At 71.8% G+C, this 23,852-nt stretch carries 19 protein-coding genes; 1 reads left to right on the top strand and 18 read right to left on the bottom strand.

Annotated features, from left to right (window positions below; all coding sequences use genetic code 11):
- From AB0I83_RS03760 to AB0I83_RS03720, 9 genes are all read right to left on the bottom strand, one after another.
- Nucleotides 1-2,334, bottom strand: a complete 2,334-nt coding sequence (locus tag AB0I83_RS03760) for a xanthine dehydrogenase family protein molybdopterin-binding subunit (RefSeq protein WP_363303486.1) — start codon at nt 2,332-2,334, stop codon at nt 1-3.
- 79 nt (nt 2,335-2,413) lie between these two features.
- Nucleotides 2,414-3,949 (bottom strand): 2Fe-2S iron-sulfur cluster-binding protein, encoded by a 1,536-nt coding sequence (locus AB0I83_RS03755; RefSeq protein WP_363303485.1) that lies wholly within the window; start codon nt 3,947-3,949, stop codon nt 2,414-2,416.
- Nucleotides 3,946-4,842 carry an FAD binding domain-containing protein gene (locus tag AB0I83_RS03750; protein WP_356534049.1) on the bottom strand — a complete coding sequence of 299 codons (897 nt, stop codon included), beginning with the start codon at nt 4,840-4,842 and terminating at the stop codon, nt 3,946-3,948. The genes AB0I83_RS03755 and AB0I83_RS03750 overlap by 4 nt, the downstream gene beginning before the upstream one ends.
- Before the next feature lie 249 nt (nt 4,843-5,091).
- Nucleotides 5,092-6,732 carry a beta-N-acetylhexosaminidase gene (locus AB0I83_RS03745; protein ID WP_363303484.1) on the bottom strand — a complete coding sequence of 547 codons (1,641 nt, stop codon included), beginning with the start codon at nt 6,730-6,732 and terminating at the stop codon, nt 5,092-5,094.
- A 1-nt stretch (nt 6,733) separates the two neighbouring features.
- Complete coding sequence (locus tag AB0I83_RS03740; RefSeq protein WP_356842247.1) at nt 6,734-7,582, bottom strand: carbohydrate ABC transporter permease; 849 nt, start codon at nt 7,580-7,582, stop codon at nt 6,734-6,736.
- A complete protein-coding gene (locus AB0I83_RS03735; protein WP_363303483.1) occupies nt 7,579-8,550 on the bottom strand; it encodes a sugar ABC transporter permease in 972 nt (323 codons plus the stop codon). Before AB0I83_RS03735 ends, AB0I83_RS03740 begins: the two co-directional genes overlap by 4 nt.
- A gap of 2 nt (nt 8,551-8,552) precedes the next feature.
- Nucleotides 8,553-9,857, bottom strand: a complete 1,305-nt coding sequence (locus AB0I83_RS03730; protein WP_363303482.1) for an extracellular solute-binding protein — start codon at nt 9,855-9,857, stop codon at nt 8,553-8,555.
- 299 nt (nt 9,858-10,156) lie between these two features.
- Nucleotides 10,157-10,459: a DUF3039 domain-containing protein gene (locus AB0I83_RS03725; RefSeq protein WP_042837321.1), complete on the bottom strand. Its 303-nt coding sequence runs from the start codon at nt 10,457-10,459 to the stop codon at nt 10,157-10,159.
- A gap of 30 nt (nt 10,460-10,489) precedes the next feature.
- Nucleotides 10,490-11,050 carry a YqgE/AlgH family protein gene (locus AB0I83_RS03720; protein WP_356534056.1) on the bottom strand — a complete coding sequence of 187 codons (561 nt, stop codon included), beginning with the start codon at nt 11,048-11,050 and terminating at the stop codon, nt 10,490-10,492.
- A 297-nt stretch (nt 11,051-11,347) separates the two neighbouring features.
- Here AB0I83_RS03720 and murA point away from each other — a divergent pair, with 297 nt between their 5' ends.
- Complete coding sequence (murA, locus tag AB0I83_RS03715; protein WP_356534057.1) at nt 11,348-12,688, top strand: UDP-N-acetylglucosamine 1-carboxyvinyltransferase; 1,341 nt, start codon at nt 11,348-11,350, stop codon at nt 12,686-12,688.
- 439 nt (nt 12,689-13,127) lie between these two features.
- Here murA and AB0I83_RS03710 read toward each other — a convergent pair whose 3' ends face one another.
- The 9 genes from AB0I83_RS03710 to AB0I83_RS03670 all read right to left on the bottom strand — a co-directional run bounded on the left by AB0I83_RS03710 (nt 13,128) and on the right by AB0I83_RS03670 (nt 23,708).
- Nucleotides 13,128-13,409, bottom strand: coding sequence for an HU family DNA-binding protein (locus AB0I83_RS03710; protein WP_003968811.1), 282 nt, complete (start codon nt 13,407-13,409; stop codon nt 13,128-13,130).
- Nucleotides 13,410-13,812: 403 nt separating this feature from the next.
- Nucleotides 13,813-15,246: an NAD-dependent malic enzyme gene (locus AB0I83_RS03705; RefSeq protein ID WP_356534059.1), complete on the bottom strand. Its 1,434-nt coding sequence runs from the start codon at nt 15,244-15,246 to the stop codon at nt 13,813-13,815.
- Between the two features lie 424 nt (nt 15,247-15,670).
- Nucleotides 15,671-18,043, bottom strand: a complete 2,373-nt coding sequence (locus AB0I83_RS03700; RefSeq protein WP_363303481.1) for a UvrD-helicase domain-containing protein — start codon at nt 18,041-18,043, stop codon at nt 15,671-15,673.
- A gap of 129 nt (nt 18,044-18,172) precedes the next feature.
- Nucleotides 18,173-19,060 carry a zf-HC2 domain-containing protein gene (locus AB0I83_RS03695; RefSeq protein WP_363303480.1) on the bottom strand — a complete coding sequence of 296 codons (888 nt, stop codon included), beginning with the start codon at nt 19,058-19,060 and terminating at the stop codon, nt 18,173-18,175.
- Nucleotides 19,057-19,644, bottom strand: a complete 588-nt coding sequence (locus AB0I83_RS03690; RefSeq protein ID WP_356534063.1) for a sigma-70 family RNA polymerase sigma factor — start codon at nt 19,642-19,644, stop codon at nt 19,057-19,059. Before AB0I83_RS03690 ends, AB0I83_RS03695 begins: the two co-directional genes overlap by 4 nt.
- A gap of 144 nt (nt 19,645-19,788) precedes the next feature.
- Nucleotides 19,789-20,376 carry a CGNR zinc finger domain-containing protein gene (locus tag AB0I83_RS03685; protein ID WP_363303790.1) on the bottom strand — a complete coding sequence of 196 codons (588 nt, stop codon included), beginning with the start codon at nt 20,374-20,376 and terminating at the stop codon, nt 19,789-19,791.
- Between the two features lie 90 nt (nt 20,377-20,466).
- The gene (locus AB0I83_RS03680; RefSeq protein ID WP_356842243.1) at nt 20,467-21,030 is read right to left on the bottom strand and encodes a GNAT family protein; all 564 of its coding nucleotides are present in this window, start codon (nt 21,028-21,030) and stop codon (nt 20,467-20,469) included.
- 73 nt (nt 21,031-21,103) lie between these two features.
- The gene (locus AB0I83_RS03675; RefSeq protein ID WP_356534067.1) at nt 21,104-22,246 is read right to left on the bottom strand and encodes a uroporphyrinogen-III synthase; all 1,143 of its coding nucleotides are present in this window, start codon (nt 22,244-22,246) and stop codon (nt 21,104-21,106) included.
- Nucleotides 22,247-22,376: 130 nt separating this feature from the next.
- Nucleotides 22,377-23,708 carry a nitrate/nitrite transporter gene (locus tag AB0I83_RS03670; RefSeq protein WP_363303479.1) on the bottom strand — a complete coding sequence of 444 codons (1,332 nt, stop codon included), beginning with the start codon at nt 23,706-23,708 and terminating at the stop codon, nt 22,377-22,379.
- Between the last annotated feature and the right edge of the window lie 144 nt (nt 23,709-23,852).

Below are 23,852 nucleotides of genomic sequence, written 5' to 3'. Positions count from 1 at the left end.
TCAGGCCCTGGGTGCGGCCACCGCCGCCTGCGGCCGGATCGGGAGGCGGTTGACCGGGCGGCCCGTCGCGGCGCGGACGGCCGATGCGACGGCTGCCGGGGAGGTCACCACCGGTACCGCGGATGCGGGCTTGGCGCCGAAGGGTGCCACGACGTCACGTTCCTCGACCAGTTTCACGATGCGAATGTCCGGTGCGTCCAGGGACGTCGGCAGCGCGTACCCGGTGAGGTCCGGGTGTCGGATCAGGCCGCGGGCGCTGCGGAGGTTCTCGGTGAGGGCCGCGCCGATCCCCTGGGTGACGCCCGCCTCGATGCGGGTCGCCAGTTGGGACGGGTTCAGGATCCGGCCGACGTCCTGGGCGACGGCCATCTCCACCACGCGGACCGAGCCGAGTTCGATGTCCACGTCGACCACCGCGCGGACCGCGCAGAACGCCAGGCCGACGAACGCGTCGCCCTGGCCGGACTCGTCGAGCGCCTCGGTGGGGTGGGGGCGGCACTGGGCCGTGGCCCAGAGTTCCTTGCCGTCCATCGCCTCCGTGACCGTCGTGGACAGCACGCCGTCGTACGAGGTGATCTTGCCGTCGGCGATCTGGAGGAGCTCCGTGGACATTCCGAACTTGTGGGCCAGCGGCTGGAGGAGCTGGGTGCGGACCATCTTGGCGGCGCGTTCGACCGCGCCGCCGGAGACCCAGGTGTGGCGGCCGTGCGTGGCCGGACCTGCGGGCGGCTGGTCGGTGTCGACCGCGGCCACGTGGACCTCTTCGATGCCCAGGGTCTCCTGGACGATCTGGCGGGCGAGGGTGGTGAAGCCCTGGCCGGTCTCGACGGCCGCGCAGATGACGGTGGCGATGCCGTCATGGACCCGGACCGTGGCCGTGGAGACCTCGTCCGTGCCCTCGGCGCCGAGCATGTGGACCATGCCGAGCGCGTAGCCGACCCCTCTGCGTACGGCTCCGGGCTCGCCGGCGCCCTCCGGGCCCCCGGGGAGCAGCCAGTCGTCCTCCGGGGCGTCCTTGGGCAGGGTGGGGAGCGGGAAGTCGCGCAGTTCCCCCAGGAGTTCGGCGACCGGCGCGGGGCAGGTCACGGTCTGGCTGGTGGGCAGTATGTCGCCGGTGGAGAGGACGTTGCGCAGGCGGAGCTCGACCGGGTCGATGCCCAGCTTCGCGGCCAGCTTGTCCATCTGGCCCTCGTACGCCGCGCAGACCTGCATGGCCCCCTCGCCGCGTACGTGGCCGGAGGGCGGGTTGTTCGTGCGGACGGCCCAGCCCTCGATGAAGGCGTGCGGTACGACGTACGGGCCGCAGGCGAAGGCCACTGCGGCGGCGAGCGATTCGGAGGAGGCGTCGGCGTACGCGCCCGCGTCCAGGAGGATCTGGGCCTCGACCTTGACCAGTCGGCCCTCGGCGTCCGCGTGGTGGCGGTAGCGCAGCAGCGTCGGGTGGCGGTGGGCGTGGCCGAGGAAGGACTCCTCGCGGGTGGCGGCGAGTTTGACCGGGCAGCCGGTGCGCAGGGCGAGCAGGCCGAGCGGGATCTGGAAGCCGGGGTCCTCCCGGTCGCCGGTCGCTCCGGGGACGCCGGTGACGACGACCTTGACGTGCTCGGGGTCCAGGCCGAAGCAGGCGGCGGCCAGGTCGCGGTCGGTGTGCGGATCGGTGGACGCCGTGTAGAGCTCGACCCCGCCGTCGGGGCGGGGCACCGCGAGACCGGCCTCCGCGCCGATCGGGGCGGGGTCCTGGCGGCCGATGCGGTACAGGCCCTCGACGATGACCTCGCCCACGGCGTCCGGGTCGCCGTAGCGCAGCGGGATGTGGCGGATGAGGTTGCCGTCGGGGTGCAGCGGTTCGGCGGCGAAGGCCTTCTCGGGGTCGGTGACCGGTTCGAGGACCTCGTACTCGACGGCGATGGCGGCTGCGGCCAGCCGCGCGGTGTCGGGGTGGTCGGCGGCTACCGCGGCGATGGCCTCGCCGTGGTGGCGCACCAGTTCGGAGGCGAACACCGGCCGGTCGACGACGCTTCGGCCGTACGCGCCGTCCCCGGGGATGTCCTCGTGCGTGACGACAGCGCGGACGCCGGGCATCCCGGTGGCGGCCGAGGTGTCGATCGACAGGATGCGCGCGTGCGGGTGCGGGGAGCGCAGCATCGCGGCCCACAGCAGGCCCTCGGCCCAGAGGTCGGCCGCGTACGGGTACGTGCCCTCGGTCTTGGCGCGGGCGTCGGCGGGCGGCAGCGACGTGCCCAGGCCGAGTGCGGGCGGCTCCTGGCCCGGGTCGGCACCCTCGGACCGCGGTGTGGTGCGCGTGGTGCTGGTCGCGGTGGCTGCGTCGCTGGTCACGCCGCCTCCTTGTCGTTCGCTCCGCTGCGGCGGCTGTTGGTGGTGGTGGTGACCGGTCGTGCGGGGGACGGCGCGGAATTCACCGGACGTCTCCCTCGTGCGTCTGTACGCCGCCCTCGCCGGGGGCGGCCTGGTGCGGGATGCGGGGCTCGGCGTCGTCGTGGGCGGCGGCGGTCGCCTCGCGGCCCTCGACGACCTCGCGTACGGCGTCGAGCACACCCCGGTAGCCGGAACAGCGGCAGAGGTTGCCGCACAGGGCCTGCCGCGTCTCCAGCTCGCTGGGGGCGTGGTTGCCCTCCAGCAGGTCGTGGACGGTCATGGCCATCCCCGGGATGCAGAAGCCGCACTGGACGGCCCCGCACTCGGCCAGGGCGCGCTGGACGTCGGACGGCTCACCGTCCACCGCGAGGCCCTCGACGGTGCGGACCTCGCTGCCCGCCGTCGTGGCGGCGGGCACCAGGCAGGAGGCCACGAGACGGCCGTCGACCTGGACGTTGCAGGCACCGCACTCACCCTGCGAGCAGCCGTCCTTGGCACCGGCGAGGCCGAGGCGCTCGCGGAGCACGTACAGCAGCGACTCGCCGATCCAGGCGTCACCGACCGGGCGGTCCACGCCGTTCACGTGCAGCAGGTACGAGGCGGAGGGGTGCTGGCTCGGTACGTCCATGGGCGTGGTGGCCACCGGCTCGTCGGAGAGCGCGTCCTCCGCGTCCTGGGCCGTGGGTGCTTCGGCTTCCTCCGGGTCCTGCGGGGCCTCCGCGGCTTCCTCGGGCTCGCCGGGGGTCTCCGTGTCCTCCTCGGGGGCCTGGGCAGCCTCCTCGGTGTACGGGGTGTCCTCGGTGTGCTCGGTGTGCGCGGTGCCCTCGGTGTACCCGGCGTCTGCGGCTTCCTGCGGGTCCGGAGGGGTCTCCTCGGCAGCGGTGTCGGACTCGGACCGCTCGGACGCCGGCTCGTGGGGCTCCGGAGCATCGTGCGGCTCGTGCGGCTGCTGTGTCGCCCACGGTGCCGCAGCACCCCCCGGCAGGGTGGCCGGGGGCACGTCGGCGTACCACCCGGAGGCCATGGCCGAGGCCGAGAACTCGCCGGACTCGTCCGGGAGGTCGCCGTCCGCCACCGGGATCGTCCACCGTCCGGTGTGTCCGGCGGGCTCGGGGGACGGTTCCGGCTCGGGTTCCGCGGGCGGGACGGACTCGGTGAAGTTCCACTGGGCCGTCGTCGACGACGTCTGCCCGTACTGCGACGAGTCCGGGTACGGCTGCCGGTACTGCTCCTGCTGCTCGTTCGGGTCGGGCCAGTGCACCGCGTCCGGGGCGCTCCCGGTGTCCGTGGAGTGGTCGGCCGCACGCTCCTGCTGGCTCTGCGTCTGCAGGACCCAGCTGCCCGTCACCGCGGGGTCGAGCCCGGCGGCCGGGGTCAGCGGCAGGATCATCGGCGGGACGTAGTTGTGGCCGGGGGCGGCCAGCGGGTCGTTCCCGAGGCCGGCGAGGTCCTCCGGTGCCAGGTGGACGAAGGCGGTGGCCTCCGCGTCGTACTCACCGCCCTGCGGGGTCGGCTGCCAGCCGGCGTAGGGGTCGGGCTGCCCGTGCCCCTGCTCGGGGTTCTCCTCGTTGCTCACGACAGTGCCCTCCCCAGCGCGCGTCGGGCGAGCGCGGCGACGGTGCGCCGCAGGTGCAGGACCGCGGGCGACAGCGGTGGTGCCTCGCCCCCGTCCTCCGGTGGTTCGTGGTCCGGGATGCAGGCGGCGGCCACGTACTCGCCGAAAGCGGCCAGCGCGTCGGGGGCCAGGCCCCGTTCGGCGTCCCAGTCGATCAGGGAGGCGATCCAGCGCTCGGCCTCCAGGGGCCGCAGCGGCATCGGGGCGATCGCGCCGACCGCGCAGCGCACCCCGCGCCGGGCCGGGTCCAGGACGATCGCGACGGAGGCCGTGGCGCGGCCGGGGCCGGTACGGCCGGTCGCCTTGAGAAAGACCTGCGGGGCGTGCAGCAGGGGCACGCGGACGAAGCCGATCAGCTCGGCGGGTTCGAGCATCTCGCGACCCGCCAGCAGGTGTGAGACGGGGATCTCCCGCCGGGATCCCCCGGGGCCCGCGATGACGAGTTCGGCCTCCAGGGCCGCCAGGACCGGCAGCGCGTCGCCGGTCGGGGCCGCGGTGGCGATGTTGCCGCCGAGTGTTCCGGCGTTACGGATCTGGGGAGGGCCGGCTGCGCGTGCCGAGGCCGCCAGCGCGGGGATGAGGGCGGCGAAGTCGGGCCGCCCCATGCGCGCGTGGGTGAGGCCGGCTCCGAGGAGCGCGTGGCCGTCCTGGTAGTGCCAGCCGCGCAGCTCGCTTATCCGGCCCAGGCCGACCAGTCCGGAGGGCCGCAGCAGGCCCTTGTTGACGGCCGACATGAGGTCCGTGCCACCGGCCACGGGGACGGCGGCGGGCATGGCGCCGAGAGCCGCCACGGCCTCGTCGAGCGAGGCCGGCAGCGTTACCGACCGCATCGCCTGCGGTGCGTGCGTGGTCAACCCAGCTGCCCCTTCCCGGTGTCCCGGCAGTCCCGCCTGTCCGCCGTACGGTACGTGCTCACGGCCGGGACGTGGCAACTCTGGCACATCTTCCGGGCTGTCCGACGCGAGGGTCCACGAAGGGTGTTTCCGTCCGCGACCAGGGGAAAAGTCGTCTTTGGCAGGTGTTCTACCCAGCGCACGAATTGCCACTCTTCAGCTTGTTCGTACGACTTCGACGGTTCCCCCGGCCGGAGCGCGGGAGGTGGGTCACACGGTCGGCGGCGGTCCCTCTATCGGGCGACCGAGGACACCGGGCCGGCGTTGCCACGGCTGGGGGCCGGTGGGTGGCCGGTAGTCGACGCCGAGGGCGTCGAGCCGGGCGTAGTGGGTGCGCATCCGGCCCTCGAAACCGGCGAAGTCCCGCTCGCCCGGCACCGGGAGCGGCGACCAGGCGACCTCGGCGAAGGCCGCGAGCCTCGGGAAGACCTGGTAGTCGACGCGGGACCGGTCCTGCATGACCTCCGTCCAGACGTTGGCCTGGGCGCCCAGGATGTGCCCGGCGGCCTCGTCGGAGAGGCCCGGCGGGACGGGCTCGAAGCGGTAGACGTCCTCGAGCGTGCGGACGAAGCCGATGGGCATCGGCTCGTCGGGGCCGCCGTCCTGACGGTGGTCCAGGTACACCTGCTGCTCCGGGCACATGACGACGTCGTGGCCGGCCTCGGCGGCGGCCACACCACCCGCGTACCCCCGCCACGACGACACCGCGGCACCTTCCGGGAGGCCGCCCTCCAGGATCTCGTCCCAGCCGATCAGGCGCCGGCCCCGGTCGGTGAGCCAGCGGTCGAAGTGGCGGATGAACCAGGACTGGAGCCCGTCCTCGTCGGCCAGGCCGAGTTCGGCCATGCGGGCCTGCGCCGCGGGCGACTCCTTCCACTGGTCCTTGAGGCATTCGTCACCGCCTACGTGGATGAACGGCGAGGTGTCGGCGGGGAAGAGATCGAGCAGCTCCTCGAAGACGCCCTCGAAGAATCGCAACGTGTTGTCAGTGGGGGCGAGTACGTTCGGATTGATCCCCCAGGTGTCCCAGACGGAAAGGGCGGAGGTATCGATGACGTCGGTGTTGCCGAGTTCCGGATACGCGCTGATGGCTGCCTGCGAGTGGCCCGGGATGTCGATCTCGGGGACGACGCGGATATGCCGCTCGGCTGCGTACGCGACGATTTCCCGGATGTCGTCCTGCGTGTAGAAACCGCCGTGCGGCTTCTCGTCCCAGAGTTCGGATGCGCGGTGGCCGTATTTGGTCCGTGCACGCCAGGCACCGGTCTCCGTGAGCCGGGGGTGGCGCTTGATCTCGACGCGCCAGCCCTGGTCGTCGGTGAGGTGGAAATGGAAGACGTTGAGTTTGTGGGCGGCCAGCAGGTCGAGCATGCGCAGCACGCCGTCCTTGGGCATGAAGTGCCGGGCCACGTCGAGCATCAGGCCGCGCCAGCCGAAGCGCGGGCCGTCCTCGATCTCGGTGAGGGGGACGCGCCTTTCGGCGCCGGGGTGCGCGGGGGCCCTGCGGAACGCCTCGGGACCCAGGAGCTGACGGAGGGTCTGCGCCCCCCAGAAGACCCCGGCGGAGCTGCCGCCGGTGATCCGCACGCCCCGGACCGGCTCCACACCGAGCCGGTAGCCCTCGGGTTCCAGCGCGGGATCGATGCGCAGCTCGACGGTGTTCGTGCTGCTCGGGGCATCCGCGGGAGCGGGCGCGAGCGGCAGCCCGAAGGCGCCTGCGAGGGTGGCGCGCAGCCAGCGCTCCGTGTCCTCGGTGCCGGGGCCCGCGGTCAGCGTCGTGGCACCGTCGAGGACGAAGGCGCGGCTGTCGTCCCCACCGGTGCGTACCGGCGCGGGGATCAGGTCGTCCATGTCAGTCCTTCACCGCTCCGCCGAGTCCGGAGACAAGGCGTCGCTGTACGAGGACGAAGAAGACCAGGACGGGAACGGTCATCACCGTCGAGGCGGCCATGATCCCTCCCCAGTCGTTCTCGTCCGGTTTGAAGAAGACCAGCAGAGCCATGGGCAGCGTCGACTGGGAGGTGTCGCTGATGATGAACGACTTCGCGAACAGGAAGTCGTTCCAGGTCGAGATGAACGAGAAGACGCTGGTCGCCACGAGGCCCGGGAAGACGAGCGGGAAGAGGATCTGCCACAGGAAGCGGGTGCGGCTCGCCCCGTCGATGTAGGCGGCCTCCTCCAGTGCGTCCGGAACCGCCTTCACGAAACCGCGCAGCATCCAGATCGCGAAGGGCAGCGAGAAGGCGAGATGGGGCAGGATCAGCGATCCCAGGGTGTTCAGCTGGCCGAAGTCCCGCATCAGGAAGAACAGTGGAATGGTCAGCGCCTCCACCGGCACCATCTGCGCCACGAGAAACATGATCAGCAGGGTTGTGCGGAACTTGAAGCGGAATCGGGTCACCGCCGTCGCGGCGAGGAACGCGATCAGCGCTGAGAGGATGACGACCGTGCCGGCGACGGCCAGGCTGTTGAGGAAGTAACGGCCGAAATCCTGCTGTTCGAACACCCGGCGGAAGGAGTCGAGGGACGGCGCGAGGGTCCAGGGGCGCGGGTCCGTGGACTGGATCTCACCCGCCGGTTTGAACGCCGAGAGCACCATCCAGTACAGCGGGAAGGCGACGGCGACGGCGATGAGCAGGGCCGCGGCCTCGGCGGCCAGCCTCCCGGGCCGCCGGACGCGCAGAAGCGTGCGTGTGCTCACAGTTCCTCCCCCTGGCGCCTCATCAGGCGCAGATAGACGAGCGTCACGGCGAGCAGGATCACCAGCATCACGACGCCGATCGCCGACCCGAGGCTGTACTGGGAGGAGGCGAACGCCTTCTGGTACGCGTAGACGTTCAGCACCAGGTTCTGGCCGGCGATGCCGCCGCCGTTGGTCATGACGTAGATCTGCGTGAAGACCTTGAAGTCCCAGATCACCGACTGGATGGTGACGACGACGAGGATCGGCCGCAGCATCGGGGCCATGACCGACCGCCAGATACGCCACTGCGACGCCCCGTCCAACGAGGCCGCCTCCAGCACCTCGCCGGGGATCGCCCGGATCCCCGCGTACACGGTCACCATCACGAACGGGAAGGAGCACCAGAGCACTTCGAGGAGCACCAGGGCGAAGGCGCTGTAACGCCCGTACGTCCAGGAGAAGTCGCCGAGCCCCAGCACCCGGTTGACCGGTCCGAAGTCGGGGTCGAAGAGGAAGACCCAGACGGTCGAGCCGGTGATCGCCGGCGTGGCCCAGGCGCCCAGGGCCGCCATCATGAGCGCCAGCCGGGGCAGGGCCCTGATGCGGGTCAGCAGCACGGCCAGGGCGCAGCCGACGAACAGGGTGGCGAGCACGCAGGCCGTGGCGAAGAGCACGGTCGCGAGGAGCACCTGCCAGAACTGGCCGTCGCCGAAGAGCGTGGCGTAGTTGCCGAAACCCTGGAAGGTGGTCGGCTCGCCGCCGCTGACCTGGGCCTGGGTGTACTCCAGGAAGGAGATCAGGCCGAGCTGGTAGATCGGGTAGACGAGGAGTGCGCCGAGCATGACGAGAGCGGGCAGCAGGTACAGCCAGGGGGTCCAGCCCGGCCGCCGGGCGGACGCCGCCGGGCGGCGCCGGGGCGGAGGGACGGCCTCCGTGCTCGCCCCGGGCCTTTCGGCGGCTTTGCGCACCGTGGTGTTCGCGGTCATCGTCAGCCCGCTTCGGCGAACGCCGCGTCCATCTTCTTCGCCGCGTCGTCCGAGGCGGCAGCCACGTCCTTACGGCCGCTGACGATCTCCTGGAACATGTTCGGCAGGACCAGGGAGGCGTCGATCTGGCCCCAGGCCGGGGAGGCCGGGACGAACTTGGCTCCCGCGTCGAGCGTGTCGACGAAGGGACCGACGAACGGCTCCTTCTGCGCGACGTCGGCCCGTACGTCCGAGTACGTCGGCAGGAAGCCCATCGCGTCGAACATCTCGGCCTGCGTCTTCTTGCCGGTCAGCGCCTTCATCAGGTCGACGGCCAGCGTGCGGTGCGAACTGCTCTTGAGCACACCGATGTTGTTGCCGCCCGCGAAGGCCGGAGCGATCGACCCCTCCTTCACCCCGGGAAGCGGCACGACCGCGTACTTGCCCTTCACGGCGCCCGCCTCGACCGCGGCGTGGCTGAAGTCGCCGCCGATCGCCATGGCCGCCTTGCCGGACGCGAAGGCGGTGACGGTGGCGTTGCCGCCCATGGCCGCGCACTTGGCGGCCGGGCAGTTGTCGTCCCCGAAGAGCGAGGTGTAGGCCTCGATGCCCTTGCGCGCCTTCTCGCTGTTGACGGCGGACCGGTAGCTGACCCCGGTCTCCTCGGCCAGCTCGCCGCCGTGCGCCCAGATGAAGGGCATCGCGCCGTAGGTGTACGCGCCGCCGACCGCGAGGCCGTACAGGTCCGGCTTCTCCTCGTGGACCTTCCGGGCGGTGGCGATCAGCTCGTCCTGGGACTTCGGGGGCTCGATCCCGAGGTCGTCGAAGACGTCGGTGCGGTAGTACAGGGCCCGTACGCCGACGAAGAGCGGCGCCCCGTAGACCTGGCCGTCGACCGTCACGGACTGCTTGGCGGTCGGGTCGGTGTCCTTGGCGTCTTCCCAGGCCGCGAACTCCTTGCTGACGTCGGCGAGTCCGCCGTCCTTCACGTAGCCGGCCGTGTCGGTGTTGCCGTACTCGATGAGGTCGGGGGCGCTCTTCGGGTCGTTGAAGGCGGCCTTGATGCGCTGGGCCCGGGTGTCGACGGGTATGTACTCGACTTCGACCTCGGCGCCCTCGTGGGACTTCTCGAAGCCGGCGACCGCGGCGTCGACGACCTTCTCCTTGGGCTTGTTCCCGACCTCCTGGAAGAGCCAGACGCGGAGGGTCCCGGTCTTCTCGTCCCCCTCCGCACCGTTGTCGGAGGTCTGCGGCGCGCAGCCGGTGGCGGTGACCCCGGCCAGCACAAGGGCCGCGGCCGGGACGGCAATTCGGGCAGAAAGCTTCATCCGGGACCCCTACCGGTCAATCGTTGCATTCCATGCAACGCACGTTTCGTTCTGCACAACTTGCAGGAGACTAAGGGCGGGCCGGTACGCCGACAAGTGGTCTCAACCACTCTGTGACCACTCGGTGCAGCCCGTGCAACGCGACCCGGGCAACGGCGCGGTGCGGTCGGCGCGCGGTCGGCGCGGTGCGGCGTCCGCGGTCGAGGGCCCGTGGCACGCGAACGGCCCCCGGGGCGCGCGTCGCCGCGCGCCCCGGGGGCCGTGGTCGGGGTCCGGAGGGAGGAGGTGGGGCCGGAGGACTACTTCTTGCCGCTGTTGTCCTTACCGCCCTTGCCCTTGTCCTTGTCGCCGCCCGCGCCCATGGACTCGTAGATCTCCTTGCACATGGGACAGACCGGGTACTTCTTCGGGTCGCGGCCCGGGACCCAGACCTTGCCGCACAGCGCGACCACGGGAGTGCCCTCCAGGGCGCTCGCCATGATCTTGTCCTTCTGGACGTAATGGGCGTAGCGCTCGTGGTCACCGTCGCCGTTCGACACCTGGGGTGTCGGCTCTACGAGGGTCCCCGTACCTGCCCCGCGCTCGGGCTCAAGAGTGCTCATAACTGCCAAGCGTACTGAAAGCCAGGGACATCAGTTCAGCGAAGGGTCGTCCGGATACGTCGCGATCATCGCCAGCTCGCTGCGCTGGCGCCGCAGAACCGCCCGCCAGAGGTTCTCCGGGCGCGGGGACGAGACGTCACCGGGCTCGGACTCGACCACGTACCAGGCGCCGTCCTTCAGCTCCCGCTCCAGTTGGCCGGGCCCCCAGCCGGCGTACCCGGCGAAGATCCGCAGCGAACCGAGGGCCGCCGCGAGGAGCTCCGGCGGGGCCTCCAGGTCCACCAGGCCGATCGCCCCGTGCACCCGCCGCCACCCCAGAGGCCCCTCGCCCCCCGGGATCACCGCCACACCCAGCGCCGAGTCGAGCGAGACCGGGCCGCCCTGGAAGACCACGTCCGGCTCACCGGTCAGACCGGCCCAGGACGCGAGGATGTCACCGACGCCGACCGGGGTCGGGCGGTTGAGGACGACACCCAGCGAGCCCTCCTCGTCGTGGTCGAGGAGCAGCACCACCGCGCGGTCGAAATTCGGGTCCGCCAGGGCGGGTGCGGCCACGAGCAGCCGCCCTGTGAGCGAGGACACCTCCGTCATGGCACAGATGATCCCGCATCCGCGCCCTCCGCGGGGGCCGAGTGGCGCTCCCGGTCCCGGCGCGCGCCCCGCCCGCAGCTCAGGGCGCACGGGCGGGGCGCGGGCGCACGGGGAGCGCACGAGCGCGGCCGTTCGAACGGGCCTCGCGGCCGGTGACCCTCCGCGAGGAGACAGGAGCGGAGCGTGTTGTGGCGGATTCCTGACGTCCCGATGTCCCCCGGTGCCTTACTGAACGGGGGCCGGGGGCCATTACCCTTTTGATGGCCCCCTGCCCGACCACTCCGGAACGCGAGATACATGACCGGCACAGACGATGTCCTGCTTGTCCACGGCGGCACCCCGCTGGAGGGCGAGATCCGCGTCCGAGGCGCCAAGAACCTGGTGCCGAAGGCAATGGTCGCCGCGCTGCTCGGCAGCGGGCCCAGTCGGCTGCGCAACGTGCCCGACATCCGCGACGTGCGGGTGGTCCGAGGGCTGTTGCAGCTGCACGGCGTGACCGTGCGCCCGGGCGACGAGCCGGGCGAACTCATCCTCGACCCGTCGCACGTCGAGAGCGCGAACGTCGCCGACATCGACGCGCACGCGGGCTCGTCGCGCATCCCGATCCTCTTCTGCGGCCCGCTGCTGCACCGCCTGGGGCACGCCTTCATCCCCGGTCTCGGCGGCTGCGACATCGGCGGCCGGCCGATCGACTTCCACTTCGAGGTGCTCCGCCAGTTCGGCGCGACCATCGAGAAGCGGGCCGACGGCCAGTACCTCGAAGCCCCGCAGCGGCTGCGGGGCACGAAGATCCGGCTGCCGTACCCGTCGGTGGGCTCCACCGAGCAGGTGCTGCTGACCGCCGTGCTCGCCGAGGGCGTCACCGAGCTGTCCAACGCGGCCGTCGAACCGGAGATCGAGGACCTCATCTGCGTACTGCAGAAGATGGGCGCGATCATCTCCATGGACACCGACCGGACCATCCGGATCACGGGTGTCGACAGGCTCGACGGGTACACCCACCGGGCGATCCCGGACCGCCTGGAGGCGGCGTCCTGGGCGTCGGCCGCGCTGGCGACCGGGGGCAACATCTACGTGCACGGCGCCCAGCAGCGCTCGATGATGACCTTCCTCAACACCTTCCGCCGGGTCGGCGGGGCCTTCGAGATCGACGACGAGGGCATCCGCTTCTGGCACCCGGGCGGCCCGCTGAAGGCCATCGCGCTGGAGACGGACGTGCACCCCGGCTTCCAGACCGACTGGCAGCAGCCGCTCGTGGTCGCGCTGACGCAGGCCGCCGGCCTGTCGATCGTCCACGAGACGGTGTACGAGTCGCGGCTCGGCTTCACCTCGGCGCTCAACCAGATGGGCGCGCACATCCAGCTCTACCGCGAGTGCCTGGGGGGCTCCGACTGCCGCTTCGGGCAGCGGAACTTCCTCCACTCGGCGGTCGTGTCCGGCCCCACGAAGCTCCAGGGCGCGGATCTGGTCATCCCCGACCTGCGCGGCGGGTTCTCGTACCTGATCGCCGCACTGGCGGCCCAGGGCACGTCCCGGGTGCACGGTATCGACCTGATCAACCGCGGCTACGAGAACTTCATGGACAAGCTCGAGAAGCTCGGCGCGAAGGTCGAACTGCCGGGCGGCTCACTCGTCTGACGGTCCGCCGGACACGCTCCGGCGCACGCACAGTGCTGCCGCACACAGCATTGCGCACCCTCGCACCACAGTCCGCCGCCCCGGTCCCCCGTGAGTCACGGGGGACCGGGGCGGCGGACTTCTGCGTACGCGGACGGCACCCGGACGGACGTACGCCGCGCGGTGCCGGACGGCCGGGCGTACGGCGCGGTTCCGAGCCCGTATGCCCCGCTTCACCCGGGAGGTACCGGGACCGGAGCCACAGAACGCCCGTACAGCGCCGAACCGGCGGGGCGCCCCTCCCCTGGGCCTCCCCTCGCCGCCGGGGCGCCGCAGGGCGTCTCACAGCGCCCGCACGGGACGTTCGCGTCCCGCGGGGGCCGCGGGGTCGGCGGCGCCGGGCATGACGAAGGGCGGCCGCCCCGGTCGGGACGGCCGCCCTTCTCGATGCCTCGGGGACCTACTTGCCCTTGGCGGCTTCCTTGAGCTTGGAGCCCGCGGAGACCTTCACGCTGTAGCCGGCCGGGATGTTGATCGGGTCGCCGGTCTGCGGGTTGCGAGCGGTGCGAGCGGCACGGTGGGTGCGCTCGAAGGTCAGGAAGCCGGGGATGGTGACCTTCTCGTCGCCCTTGGCGACGATCTCGCCGACGGTCTCGGCGAGCGCGGCCAGAACGGCGTCGGCGTCCTTGCGGGTCACCTCGGCACGGTCGGCCAGGGCGGCCACCAGCTCACTGCGGTTCATGTTTGTACTCCCGTGTTCTTCTTGCCTGTGAGGCGTGAGATCGAAGCCGATGCTGCCAGGGCCCTCTGACAGTCCCCGGACCCGGGTCTGATGTCAGACCCTCGCGCCCGAATACGCATCCTGCCCCCACCTGCGGCGCTAACGCCAATCCGGAACCCCTCGACGTCACACGAAACGCACCACCGAACGGCTGTGATGACGTTCCGTCGACTTGTTGGAGCGGTCCGCAGCGGATGCCGGGCCTGGGGGCTCGCTGCCCGCCCACCCTAAAGGGGCGTTTGGGACGCCGCGACCCGCGACGCGCCGTGGGAAGCGGCCGGACGTGAGCTACGGCACCGTCCGCGGGAGCCGTGGCCGACCCCCGCGGGTGACGTGCGACAGGGCCGTCCGGACGAATGTCCGCTTACGCGGGACCGGTCGCGGCGGCGGCGGTTCCGGCCGCCTTGGCCGCGTCCCGGACCGCACCGGCGACGGCGCCCGCGACCTTGTCGTTGAAGACGGACGGGATGATGTAGTTCGCGTTCACCTCGTCCTCGGCGACCACGTCGGCCAGCGCGCGCGCGGCGGCGAGCATCATCTCCGTGTTGACGGTGCGGGACTGGGCGTCCAGCAGACCGCGGAAGACACCCGGGAAGACCAGCACGTTGTTGATCTGGTTCGGGAAGTCGGAGCGGCCGGTGGCCACGACCGCCGCCGTCTCGCGGGCGATCGCCGGGTCCACCTCGGGGTCGGGGTTCGCGAGCGCGAACACGATCGCGCCCTCGGCCATCGCCGCGACGTCTGAGCCGTCCAGCACGTTGGGCGCCGAGACACCGATGAAGACGTCGGAGTCGACGACGGCCTCCTTGAGGGTGCCGGTGACGCCCTCGGGGTTGGTGTTGTCGGCGATCCAGCGCAGCGGCGAGTCCGGGGTGGCGTCCACCAGGTCCTTGCGGCCCGCGTGCACCACACCGTGGATGTCGGCGACGACCGTGTGCTTGACGCCCGCGGCGATGAGCAGCTTGAGGATCGCCGTACCGGCCGCGCCCGCACCGGACATGACGACCCGTACGTCACCGATCGCCTTGCCCACCACGCGCAGCGCGTTGGTCAGGGCGGCCAGGACGACGATCGCCGTGCCGTGCTGGTCGTCGTGGAAGACGGGGATGTCGAGGGCCTCCCGCAGCCGTGCCTCGATCTCGAAGCAGCGGGGGGCGGAGATGTCCTCCAGGTTGATCCCCGCGAAGCCGGGGGCGATCGCCTTGACGATGGACACGATCTCATCGGTGTCCTGCGTGTCCAGGCAGATCGGCCAGGCGTCGATGCCGGCGAAGCGCTTGAAGAGGGCCGCCTTGCCCTCCATCACGGGGAGGGACGCCATCGGACCGATGTTCCCGAGGCCGAGCACGGCGGAGCCGTCCGTGACCACCGCGACGGAGTTCCGCTTGATGGTGAGACGGCGGGCGTCCTCGGGGTTCTCCGCGATCGCCATGCAGACCCGCGCCACACCCGGGGTGTAGATCATGGAGAGGTCGTCACGGTTGCGGATGGGGTGCTTGGACGCCATCTCGATCTTGCCGCCGAGGTGCATCAGGAACGTACGGTCGGAGACCTTGCCGAGGATGACGCCCTCGATGCCGCGCAGGCCCTCGACGATCTCGTCCGCGTGCGAGGTGGAGGAGGCCGCGATGGTGACGTCGATCCGCAGCTTCTCGTGGCCGGAAGCGGTCACGTCGAGGCCGGTGACCGAGCCGCCGGAGGACTCCACGGCCGTGGTCAGGTGGGAGACCGCGGTGCCGCTCGCGGGCACCTCCAGCCTGACCGTCATCGAGTACGAGACGCTGGGCGCCGTTGCCATGGCCGAGTCCTTCGCTTTCCTGAGCTTCGTTGCCGCACGCAGACGGGGCCGGGCCCCGTACGTGCGTTCCGATCGTCGCACCTACCGACTGGTAGCCGGTAATGACCGATGATTTTCGGAAACTTTTTTCCACCATACGAGAAGTGCCAGCTGCGCGTAACCCCGGCCGGCTGTGAATCGGGCGGCCCGGGGCCACCGGGCCGCCGAACCGCGGGGAAGTGCCGGAACCACCGGAACCACCGGAAACGACAACAGACCCGCGCCACCAGCAGGTGACGCGGGTCTGTCTTCCAACTGTCAGGTGGCACCGGCCCGCCATGCTCGCCTCGCGGCAAGTGGTCGCTCGAAGCGACGAAGGTTGGGCCCGGGGGCTTGGATCGAGCCGGTGCCGACTCCAGGCTAACAAAGACCCCGGAAAAGCGCCTCAGTCCCGCAACAGGTCCGGCACACCGTCCTCGTCCGGCACGTCGCGCTCCCCCGAGACGACGGTCAGCTGCTGCGTCGCGCGGGTGAGAGCGACGTAGAGCACCCGCAGCCCGGCCGGTGACTCGTCGGCGATCTCCGCGGGCGAGACGACCACCGTGGCGTCGTACTCCAGGCCCTTCGCCTCCAGGCTGCCCAGCGCCACCACCCGTTCGCCCAGCTCCTCCAGCCAGGCACGGGCCTCGGCACGGCGGTTCATCGCCACGACCACACCGACGGTGCCGTCCACCTCCGCGAGCAGCCTGCGCGCCTCCTCCCGGACGGTCGAGGCGAGGTCCCCGCCCCGCACGGTCTCGAAGCGCGGCTCCACACCCGTGGAGCGGACCGCGGACGGGGACTCCATGCCCGGCATCGCCAGCGCCAGCACCTTCGCCGCGAGCTCGGCGATCTCCGCCGGGTTGCGATAGTTCACGGTGAGGGTGAACTGCCGCCGGGGCCGGTTGCCGAGCGCCTCGTCGCGCGCGGCGGACGCCTCGTCCGGGTCCGACCAGGACGACTGCGCCGCGTCGCCGACGATCGTCCAGGTGGCGTGCCTGCCCCGGCGCCCGACCATCCGCCACTGCATCGGTGTCAGGTCCTGCGCCTCGTCGACGATGACGTGGGCGTACTCGGTGCGCTCCGCCGCCAGCCGCTCGGCACGTTCGCGCTGCGTCTCCTCGCGCCGGGGCATAAGCTCCTCCAGCCCCGTCAGATGGTCCAGCGGGTCGAGCTCGCGCCTCCGCTTCGGCCTCGCCGGAGTGCCCAGCAGGGTCTGCAACTCGTCCAGGAGCGCCACGTCGTGGACGGAGAGCGGGCCCTTGCCGTCCTCGTCCAGCCGCTTCAGCGAACGCGCCAGGCGGCGCGTCTCGCCCTGGTTCAGGATCCGGCGGGCCCACCGGCTCAGCCGCCGCTCGTCGGCCATGGCGGCCAGAACCTGGCGAGGGGTGAGTTCCGGCCACCAGGCGTTCAGGAACGTGAGGAACGGCGTCTCGGTGGACACGTCCTCGTCGAACGACGAGCGCAGCTCGGCGACCAGTTCCGGATCGGTGTACCGGCCGCGGCCCGACGACTTGCTCCACAGGGCGTCCAGGAGCAGCTTGCGGGCGCGCGGGCGCAGCAGGTTGACCGGGGCGGTGCCCCCGAGGACGTTGTGCCGGATGCGCCGGAGCTCGTCCGCTTCGAGCTCGACCCGGGCGCCGAAGGCCACCACCCGCAGGCGGGTGGGAGTGCCGGCCTCCGCGGGGGCCGGCTCCCCGAACTCCAGCTGCCCGTCCTGGGCGGCGGGCCGGGACGGGGGCTGTTCCAGCGCCCCGCGGGCCGCCTTGCGCAGCACGTGGAGCATCCGGGAGGAGCCCTTGATCCGGGCGACGGCGGGCTCGTCGTACGTGGTGGCCCCCTCCACCCCCGCGGCCTCGTCGGAGAGCGAGCCGACCGCGCGGATCGCGACCTGGCCCTCCTCGCCGAGCGAGGGCAGCACCCCTTCGGTGTACGCGACGAGCAACGGGGTCGGCGAGACGACGAGGATGCCGCCCGAGTACCGCCGGCGGTCCTGGTAGAGCAGATAGGCGGCCCGGTGCAGGGCCACCGCCGTCTTGCCGGTGCCGGGGCCGCCGGAGACCTCGGTGACGGACGCGGCAGGGGCGCGGATGACCATGTCCTGCTCGGCCTGGATCGACGAGACGATGTCCCGCATCGTGTGGCTGCGGGCCTGGCCCAGTGCGGCCATCAGGGCACCGTCGCCGACCACGGGCAGCCGGTCGCCGCCCAGGTGGGCGGTCAGCTCCGGGCGCATCAGGTCGTCCTCCACCCCGAGGACCCTGCGGCCCTTGGAGCGGATGACCCGGCGGCGCACGACGCGGCCCGGGTCCTTCGGCGTCGACCGGTAGAACGGCGCGGCGGCCGGCGCCCGCCAGTCGATCACCAGCGGCGCGTAGTCGGAGTCGAGGACTCCGATGCGGCCGATGTGGAGCGTCTCCGCGATCTCCGCGGTGTCGTCCTCGCGTACGGCGTCGTCGGCCGCGTCCACGGAGGTGAACGCACCGTCCGGGCCGCGCTCACCGTCCTTGCCGCGCAGCAGGTCGATCCGTCCGAAGAGGAAGTCCTCGAACTCGCTGTTCAGCCGATTGAGGTGGACCCCGGCACGGAAGACCTGGGCGTCACGTTCGGCGAGCGCGCCGGGGGTGCCGACCTGGCCCCGTCGGCCGGCGTCCCGCATGAGAAATTCCGCCTCGTCGATCTTCTCTTCGAGACGGTGGTAAACCCGGTCCAGATGTTCTTGTTCGACTCCGATTTCCCGGTCCCGCAACGAATCGACAGCGGCATCCTGCGCGGCCACCGAGGCCCCCTTCTGACGTGCATCAGGCAGCCGTCAACCGTACGCGAAAGGGAGCCCCGAGCGCACCTGCGACCCGTGGCGAGTTCTGGGCGCTTCGTCCGGATCGGACCGGATCCGGACGAGCGGCCCTCAGGCGCCGATCTCCACCAGCCGCTCCCCGTCGAAGGTGCGCACCTCGAAATGGTCGATGTCGTCGCGGGCCATCGCCGCACCCCCGTGCACGTAGAGCGGCTGCTCCGCGCTCTCGTGGGCGGAGCCCGGGATCCCGTATCCCCACTTCGGCACGGACCAGGAGGTGACGACCTCCTCCTCACCGCTCCTGGACACGGCGATCAGGCTGCACTTCTGCGGGCCCCTGACGTTCTTCAGCTCCAGGACCGTGTGCGTGCCCCAGGCCTTGGGCTCCATGCCGACCGTGGCGTCGACCCGGGTCACGGGATCGGTCGCCGACCTCTTCTCCGGCATGTGGTTGAAGAAGGCGTCCTCGGCGGGGCTCGTGGGGTGCGGGTCGGCCGCCTCGATCCTCCTGCCCGAGTCCTCACCGGCCGTGGCCGTGACGGCGACCACCGGGCCGCCGATCACCAGGACCGCCGCCGCCGCGATCAGGTACCCGGCGCGCCGCCGCCGCCGGGAGCGCTTGCGCGCCACCTCGTCGACGAGACCGCCCAGCAGCCGCGGTCCAGGGGGCTCCGGCACGTGCGGGACGGGGCGTGCGCCGGGGTCGGCCGCCGGCGCCTCGGCGAGCATGGCCAGCACGGGTTCCATCCCGGCGAACTCGTCGAGATGCGCGGCGCACAGCGCGCAGCCCGCCAGATGGGCCTCGAACGCGCTCGCCTCGGCGTCGTCGAGGATGCCCAGCACGTAGGCGCCGGCGGCGTCGTGGCCCGCGCCCTCCACGGGGAGCTCCACCGGGAACCCGAAGGGGCCGCCGGACGCGCGTGGCGGGCCGGGCGGGCCCGAAGGCCCACGGGGACCGGGCGGCCGGTCCCCGAACGGCTGCCATCCGTCGTCGCTCATGCCGTGATCCCCCTTTCCTCGAGTGCGAGCTTCATGGAGCGGAGTGCGTAGAACACCCGGGACCGCACGGTCCCGCTGGGGACACCCAGCACCTCGGCGGCCTCGTTGACCGTACGGCCCCTGAAGTAGGTCTCGACCAATGCTTCCCGGTGTGCCGGGGTCAAATCGTCGAGCGCGTCCGACAGCGTCATCAGCCACAACGCCTTGTCGATCTCGTCCTCCGCGGGAATGACCTCCAGCGGCGACGGATCGACCTCGCGCGGCCGGGCCTGCCGGCTGCGGTGGCCGTCGATGACGATCCGTCGGGCGACCGTCACCAGCCAGGGGCGGACGGAGCCGGTGGCCCGGTTGAGCGAACCGGCGTTCTTCCAGGCACGGATGAGCGTCTCCTGCACCACGTCCTCGGCCCGTTGGCGGTCACCCGCGACGAGCCGGAGTACGTAGGCGAGCAGCGGACCGGCGTGTTCGCGGTACAGCGCCCGCATCAGCTCCTCGTCGGGGACGTCGGAGGATGAACGGGACGGTGCACCACGATGTCGGGCCCGGTGCGGACGGTCATCGGCCACGGCCGCATCCTTGCGCACACGAACCTCCCGGTCGAGACCCTGTAGAGCTCTGTGCCCATCGATACGGGAACGGGCACCGGTTCACTCAGCGTCCGGGCAACTTTCTTTCGGGACAGGGGATTTGCGGGTTGCCCGATCCGTTCGCCACCAGGTGACGCGGCTCTACGACACGGCCCGCACGCGGCGCCTGTGCCTCGCCACCCGCTCCCGGTTGCCGCACACCTCGCTGGAGCACCAGCGGCGCCGCAGCCCCCTCGACGTGTCCAGGTAGAGCCGCCGGCAGGCATCGCCCTCGCACCGGCGCAGCGCCGCCCGTGCCACCGGGTCCGTCAGCAGGTCCACCGCGTCCCGGGCCACCGCGGCCAGCAGTTCACCGCACCCGGGCTCGGCGCTCAGGGCCCGTACGAGCACACCGCCCTGCCCGCGCACGGCCCGCAGGCCCGGCGGCGCCCCGGCGGCCAGGGCGTTGACCTGCTCCAGGGCCGAGTCCGCTCCACCGGAGCTGAGTTGAGCGGCCATCAGGCAGTCCACGTACGAACGCAGTTGACGGAAGCGCGCCACCCAGGTCTCGTCCACGGCCCCCAACGGCGTCCCGTGCGGGACCAACCTTGAGGCCACCAGCCACTCGGCGAGGCCCGCCGGGCGGTCGATCCGCTCCCGGTCCCCGGAGTCCGCCCCCGTGGCAACCAGGTCCAGACAGACGCGCCCGGAGTCGAACCGCCGGTCGTGGACGCCCGTACCCGCCGCCATGAGCCAGTCACCGCCTCGGGGGTCACCTGTGGGGGAAGCCACCACCAGAGTGCCGCTATCCGGCCCGGCCGGGAACCCTCCCGGCACCGTTCAGCGCTGCGGCGGACCGTCGTGCAGGATCCGCTGGAACATCCGGTGGTCCTGCCACTCGCCGTTGATGTGCAGATAGCGGGGCGCCGTGCCGTAGAGCTCGAATCCGCACTTGGCCAGCACCCGCTGCGAGGCGGCGTTGTCCAGGACCGTGCCCGCCTCGATCCGGTGCAGTCCGAGGCCGTCCCGCGCCAGCTCGCAGGCCCGGGCGACGGCGTTCGTGGCCAGGCCCCGCCCGGCGCTGTCGACGTCGATCCAGTAGCCGAGCCGGGCGTTGCGGAACGGCCCGCGTTCGATCGACGAGAACGTCAACGCCCCCACGACGCGGTCCTCGTCGTCGGCCAGCACCCAGGGCATCGCGCGCCCGGCGTCCTGGTCCGCCAGCAGCGCGGTCAGCCGCTGGTGCTGGCCCTCCGGGGTGTAGAAGGCATCGGGGCGCACGGGGTCCCATCGCCGCATGTAGGCGCGGCTCCGGGTCAGGCTCTCGGCGAAGGACTCGGCGTCGTCCAGGGTCGCGGGCCTCAGCCGGACGTCCTCGGTCAGGGGGTGGATGTCGTGGGTCATCCCCGCACCGTAGCCGCCGGGCGACCACCGTCCGTGGCCGCCTCCCAGGTCCGCGTACGCGGTGGCCGCCCGCTCAGGAACCGTCGTACTTGGTGTCCGCCGAGGGGTCCAGCGCCAGCCGGTAGCCACGTTTGACGACCGTCTGGATCAGCCGCGGCGCCCCGAGGGCCGTCCGCAGCCGGGCCATCGCCGTCTCCACCGCGTGTTCGTCGGTGCCGCTGCCGGGCAGGGCGCGCAGCAGGTCGGCCCGCGATACCACCCAGCCGGGCCTGCGGGCCAGCGTGTGCAGCAGGGCCATGCCCGCAGGCGGTACCGGGCGCAGGGCGCCGTCCACCAGCACCGCGTGGCCGCGGATCTCGACCAGGTGGCCGGCGACCGGCAGCGCGCGGACGCGGGCGGGCAGTTGGGCGCAGAGCACCTGGACGAGCGGGCCCAGCCGGAAGCGCTCCGGCTGGAAGGTGTCGATGCCCTTGGCCTGGAGCGGCAGCGCGGTGACCGGCCCGACGCAGACGGTCAGGACGTCGTGGTTCAGGGCGTCCAGCACCTCGGGGAGTATCCCGCGGGCCTCCGCCCGGTTCAGGTACGAGGCGGCGGCGGGAGCGCTGGTGAAGGTGAGCGCGTCCAGCCCCCGGGCGACCGTGACGTCGAGCATGCGGTCCAGCGGCGCGATGTCCTCCGGCGGCATCCACCGGTAGACGGGTACGCCGACGACCTCGGCGCCCGCCGCCCGGAGCGACTCCACGAAGCCGGGCAGCGGTTCGCCGTGCAGCTGGAGCGCGACCCTGCGGCCCGAGACACCCTCCTCCAGGAGCCGGTCGAGGACCTCGGCCATGGACTCGGACTGCGGCGACCACTCCTCGGTCAGACCTGCGGCCCGGATCGCACCCTTGACCTTGGGACCGCGCGCGAGCAGTTCGACGCCCCGGAGCAGGTCGAGGAGTTCCTCCCCGACGCCCCAGCCGTCGGCTGCCTCCACCCAGCCCCGGAACCCGATGGCGGTGGTGGCGATGACGACGTCGGGTGCGTGTCCGATCAGCTCCTTCGTGGCGGCCAGGAGTTCGCTGTCGTCCGCGAGCGGCACGATCCGCAGTGCGGGCGCGTGCAGGACAGAGGCACCCCTGCGCGTGAGGAGCGTCCCGAGCTCCTCGGCGCGACGGGCTGCGGTCACCCCGACCGTGAAGCCCGCGAGGGGCCCGTGCTGTGCGTCGTCCTGCATGGCCTGATACCCGGCTCTCGTCCCGCTGTTGCTCGATGATGCGGAGAGCCGAGACTGTCAACACCGCGTGACAGTCTCGGTTCTCCCGTATTTCCCGCCCGTTACGTCGCGCGACGCGCTATGGCCATCCTCACACCTCGGCGTAGCTGAGCTGGGGCTTCGAGGCCGCCGCCGCCGGGCGGCGAAGGTATACCGCCCACGTCAGGGTGAAGCAGACGGCGTAGAAGGCGAGGAAGGACCAGAACGCGGCCGTCCCGCTGCCCGAGGCCGCGAAGGACTGCCGGAACGCGAGGTTGATCGCGAGCCCGCCCAGGGCCCCGACCGCCCCGATGAGCCCCATGGCCGCGCCCGAGAGCCGCCTGCCGTACGCCGCCGCCTCGTCGCCGCCCAGGCCCTTGCCGACCCCCTGGGCGTGGAAGATGCCCGGGATCATCCTGAACGTCGAGCCGTTGCCGAGTCCGGTCAGGACGAACAGCGCGACGAAGCCGACGAGGAAGACCGGCAGCGACTCGGTGCCGGAGGCGTGGACGACGACCCCGGTCGCCCCGGCCATGGCCGCGAAGGTCCACAGGGTGATCCGGGCGCCGCCGTACCGGTCGGCGAGCAGGCCGCCCGCGGGCCGGACCAGGGAACCGAGCAGCGGACCGACGAAGGTGAGCGAGGCAGCTTGCAGGGGGGTCCGGCCGAACTGGGTCTGCAGGACGAGGCCGAAGGCGAAGCTGTAGCCGATGAACGAGCCGAAGGTGCCGACGTAGAGCACCGACATGACCCAGGTGTGCGGCTCGCGTACGGCCTGGAGCGCGGCCCCGGTGTCGTTCCGCACCGGCCGGAGGTTGTCCATCCGGAGTACGGCACCGAGCGCCGCGACGACGATCAGCGGCACGTACATCCCGAGCACGAGCCTCGGATGGGCGGCACCGGCCGTGCCGATCACGAGCAGGCCGACCAGTTGGACGACCGGTACGCCGATGTTGCCTCCGCCAGCGTTGAGTCCGAGTGCCCAGCCCTTCCTGCGCAGCGGGAAGAAGGCGTTGATGTTCGTCATCGACGAGGCGAAGTTGCCGCCCCCGATGCCGGTGAGCGCGGCGACGACCACGAACGTGGTGTACGAGGTGCCGGGCTCCATCACCACGAAGGCGGCGACGGTCGGCACCAGGAGCGACAGCGCGCTGAAGACGGTCCAGTTGCGACCGCCGAACAGCGCCACCGCGAAGGTGTACGGCACCCGGACGATCGCGCCGACCAGGGTGGCCGTGGAGATCAGGAAGAACTTCCCGGCAGGGTCGACCCCGTACTCCGGTCCCATGAAGAGGACCATGACGGACCACAGGGACCAGATCGAGAAGCCGATGTGCTCCGAGAGCACGGAGAACCAGAGGTTCCGGCGGGCGGTCCGCTCGCCGGTCTCCCGCCAGAACGTCTCGTCCTCGGGCTCCCACTGCTCGATCCAACGACCGGCCATCACGCGCCTCCACAGGGGTCGGGGTGTTGTGGGTCCGACGCTAGGGAGTCCGCGTTTCGGGGCGGTGCCGTGAGGTGACCGGTGCGCAACCTTGCTCTCACTCGGACCGCGCGGGTGCGGTGAGCCGGGGGTGTACCGCGCGAC

This window comes from Streptomyces sp. NPDC049970 (assembly GCF_040660235.1).
Lineage (GTDB): Bacteria > Actinomycetota > Actinomycetes > Streptomycetales > Streptomycetaceae > Streptomyces.
The sequence above is the reverse complement of the archived record's forward strand: the minus strand, read 5'-3'. Positions and strand labels throughout refer to the sequence as shown.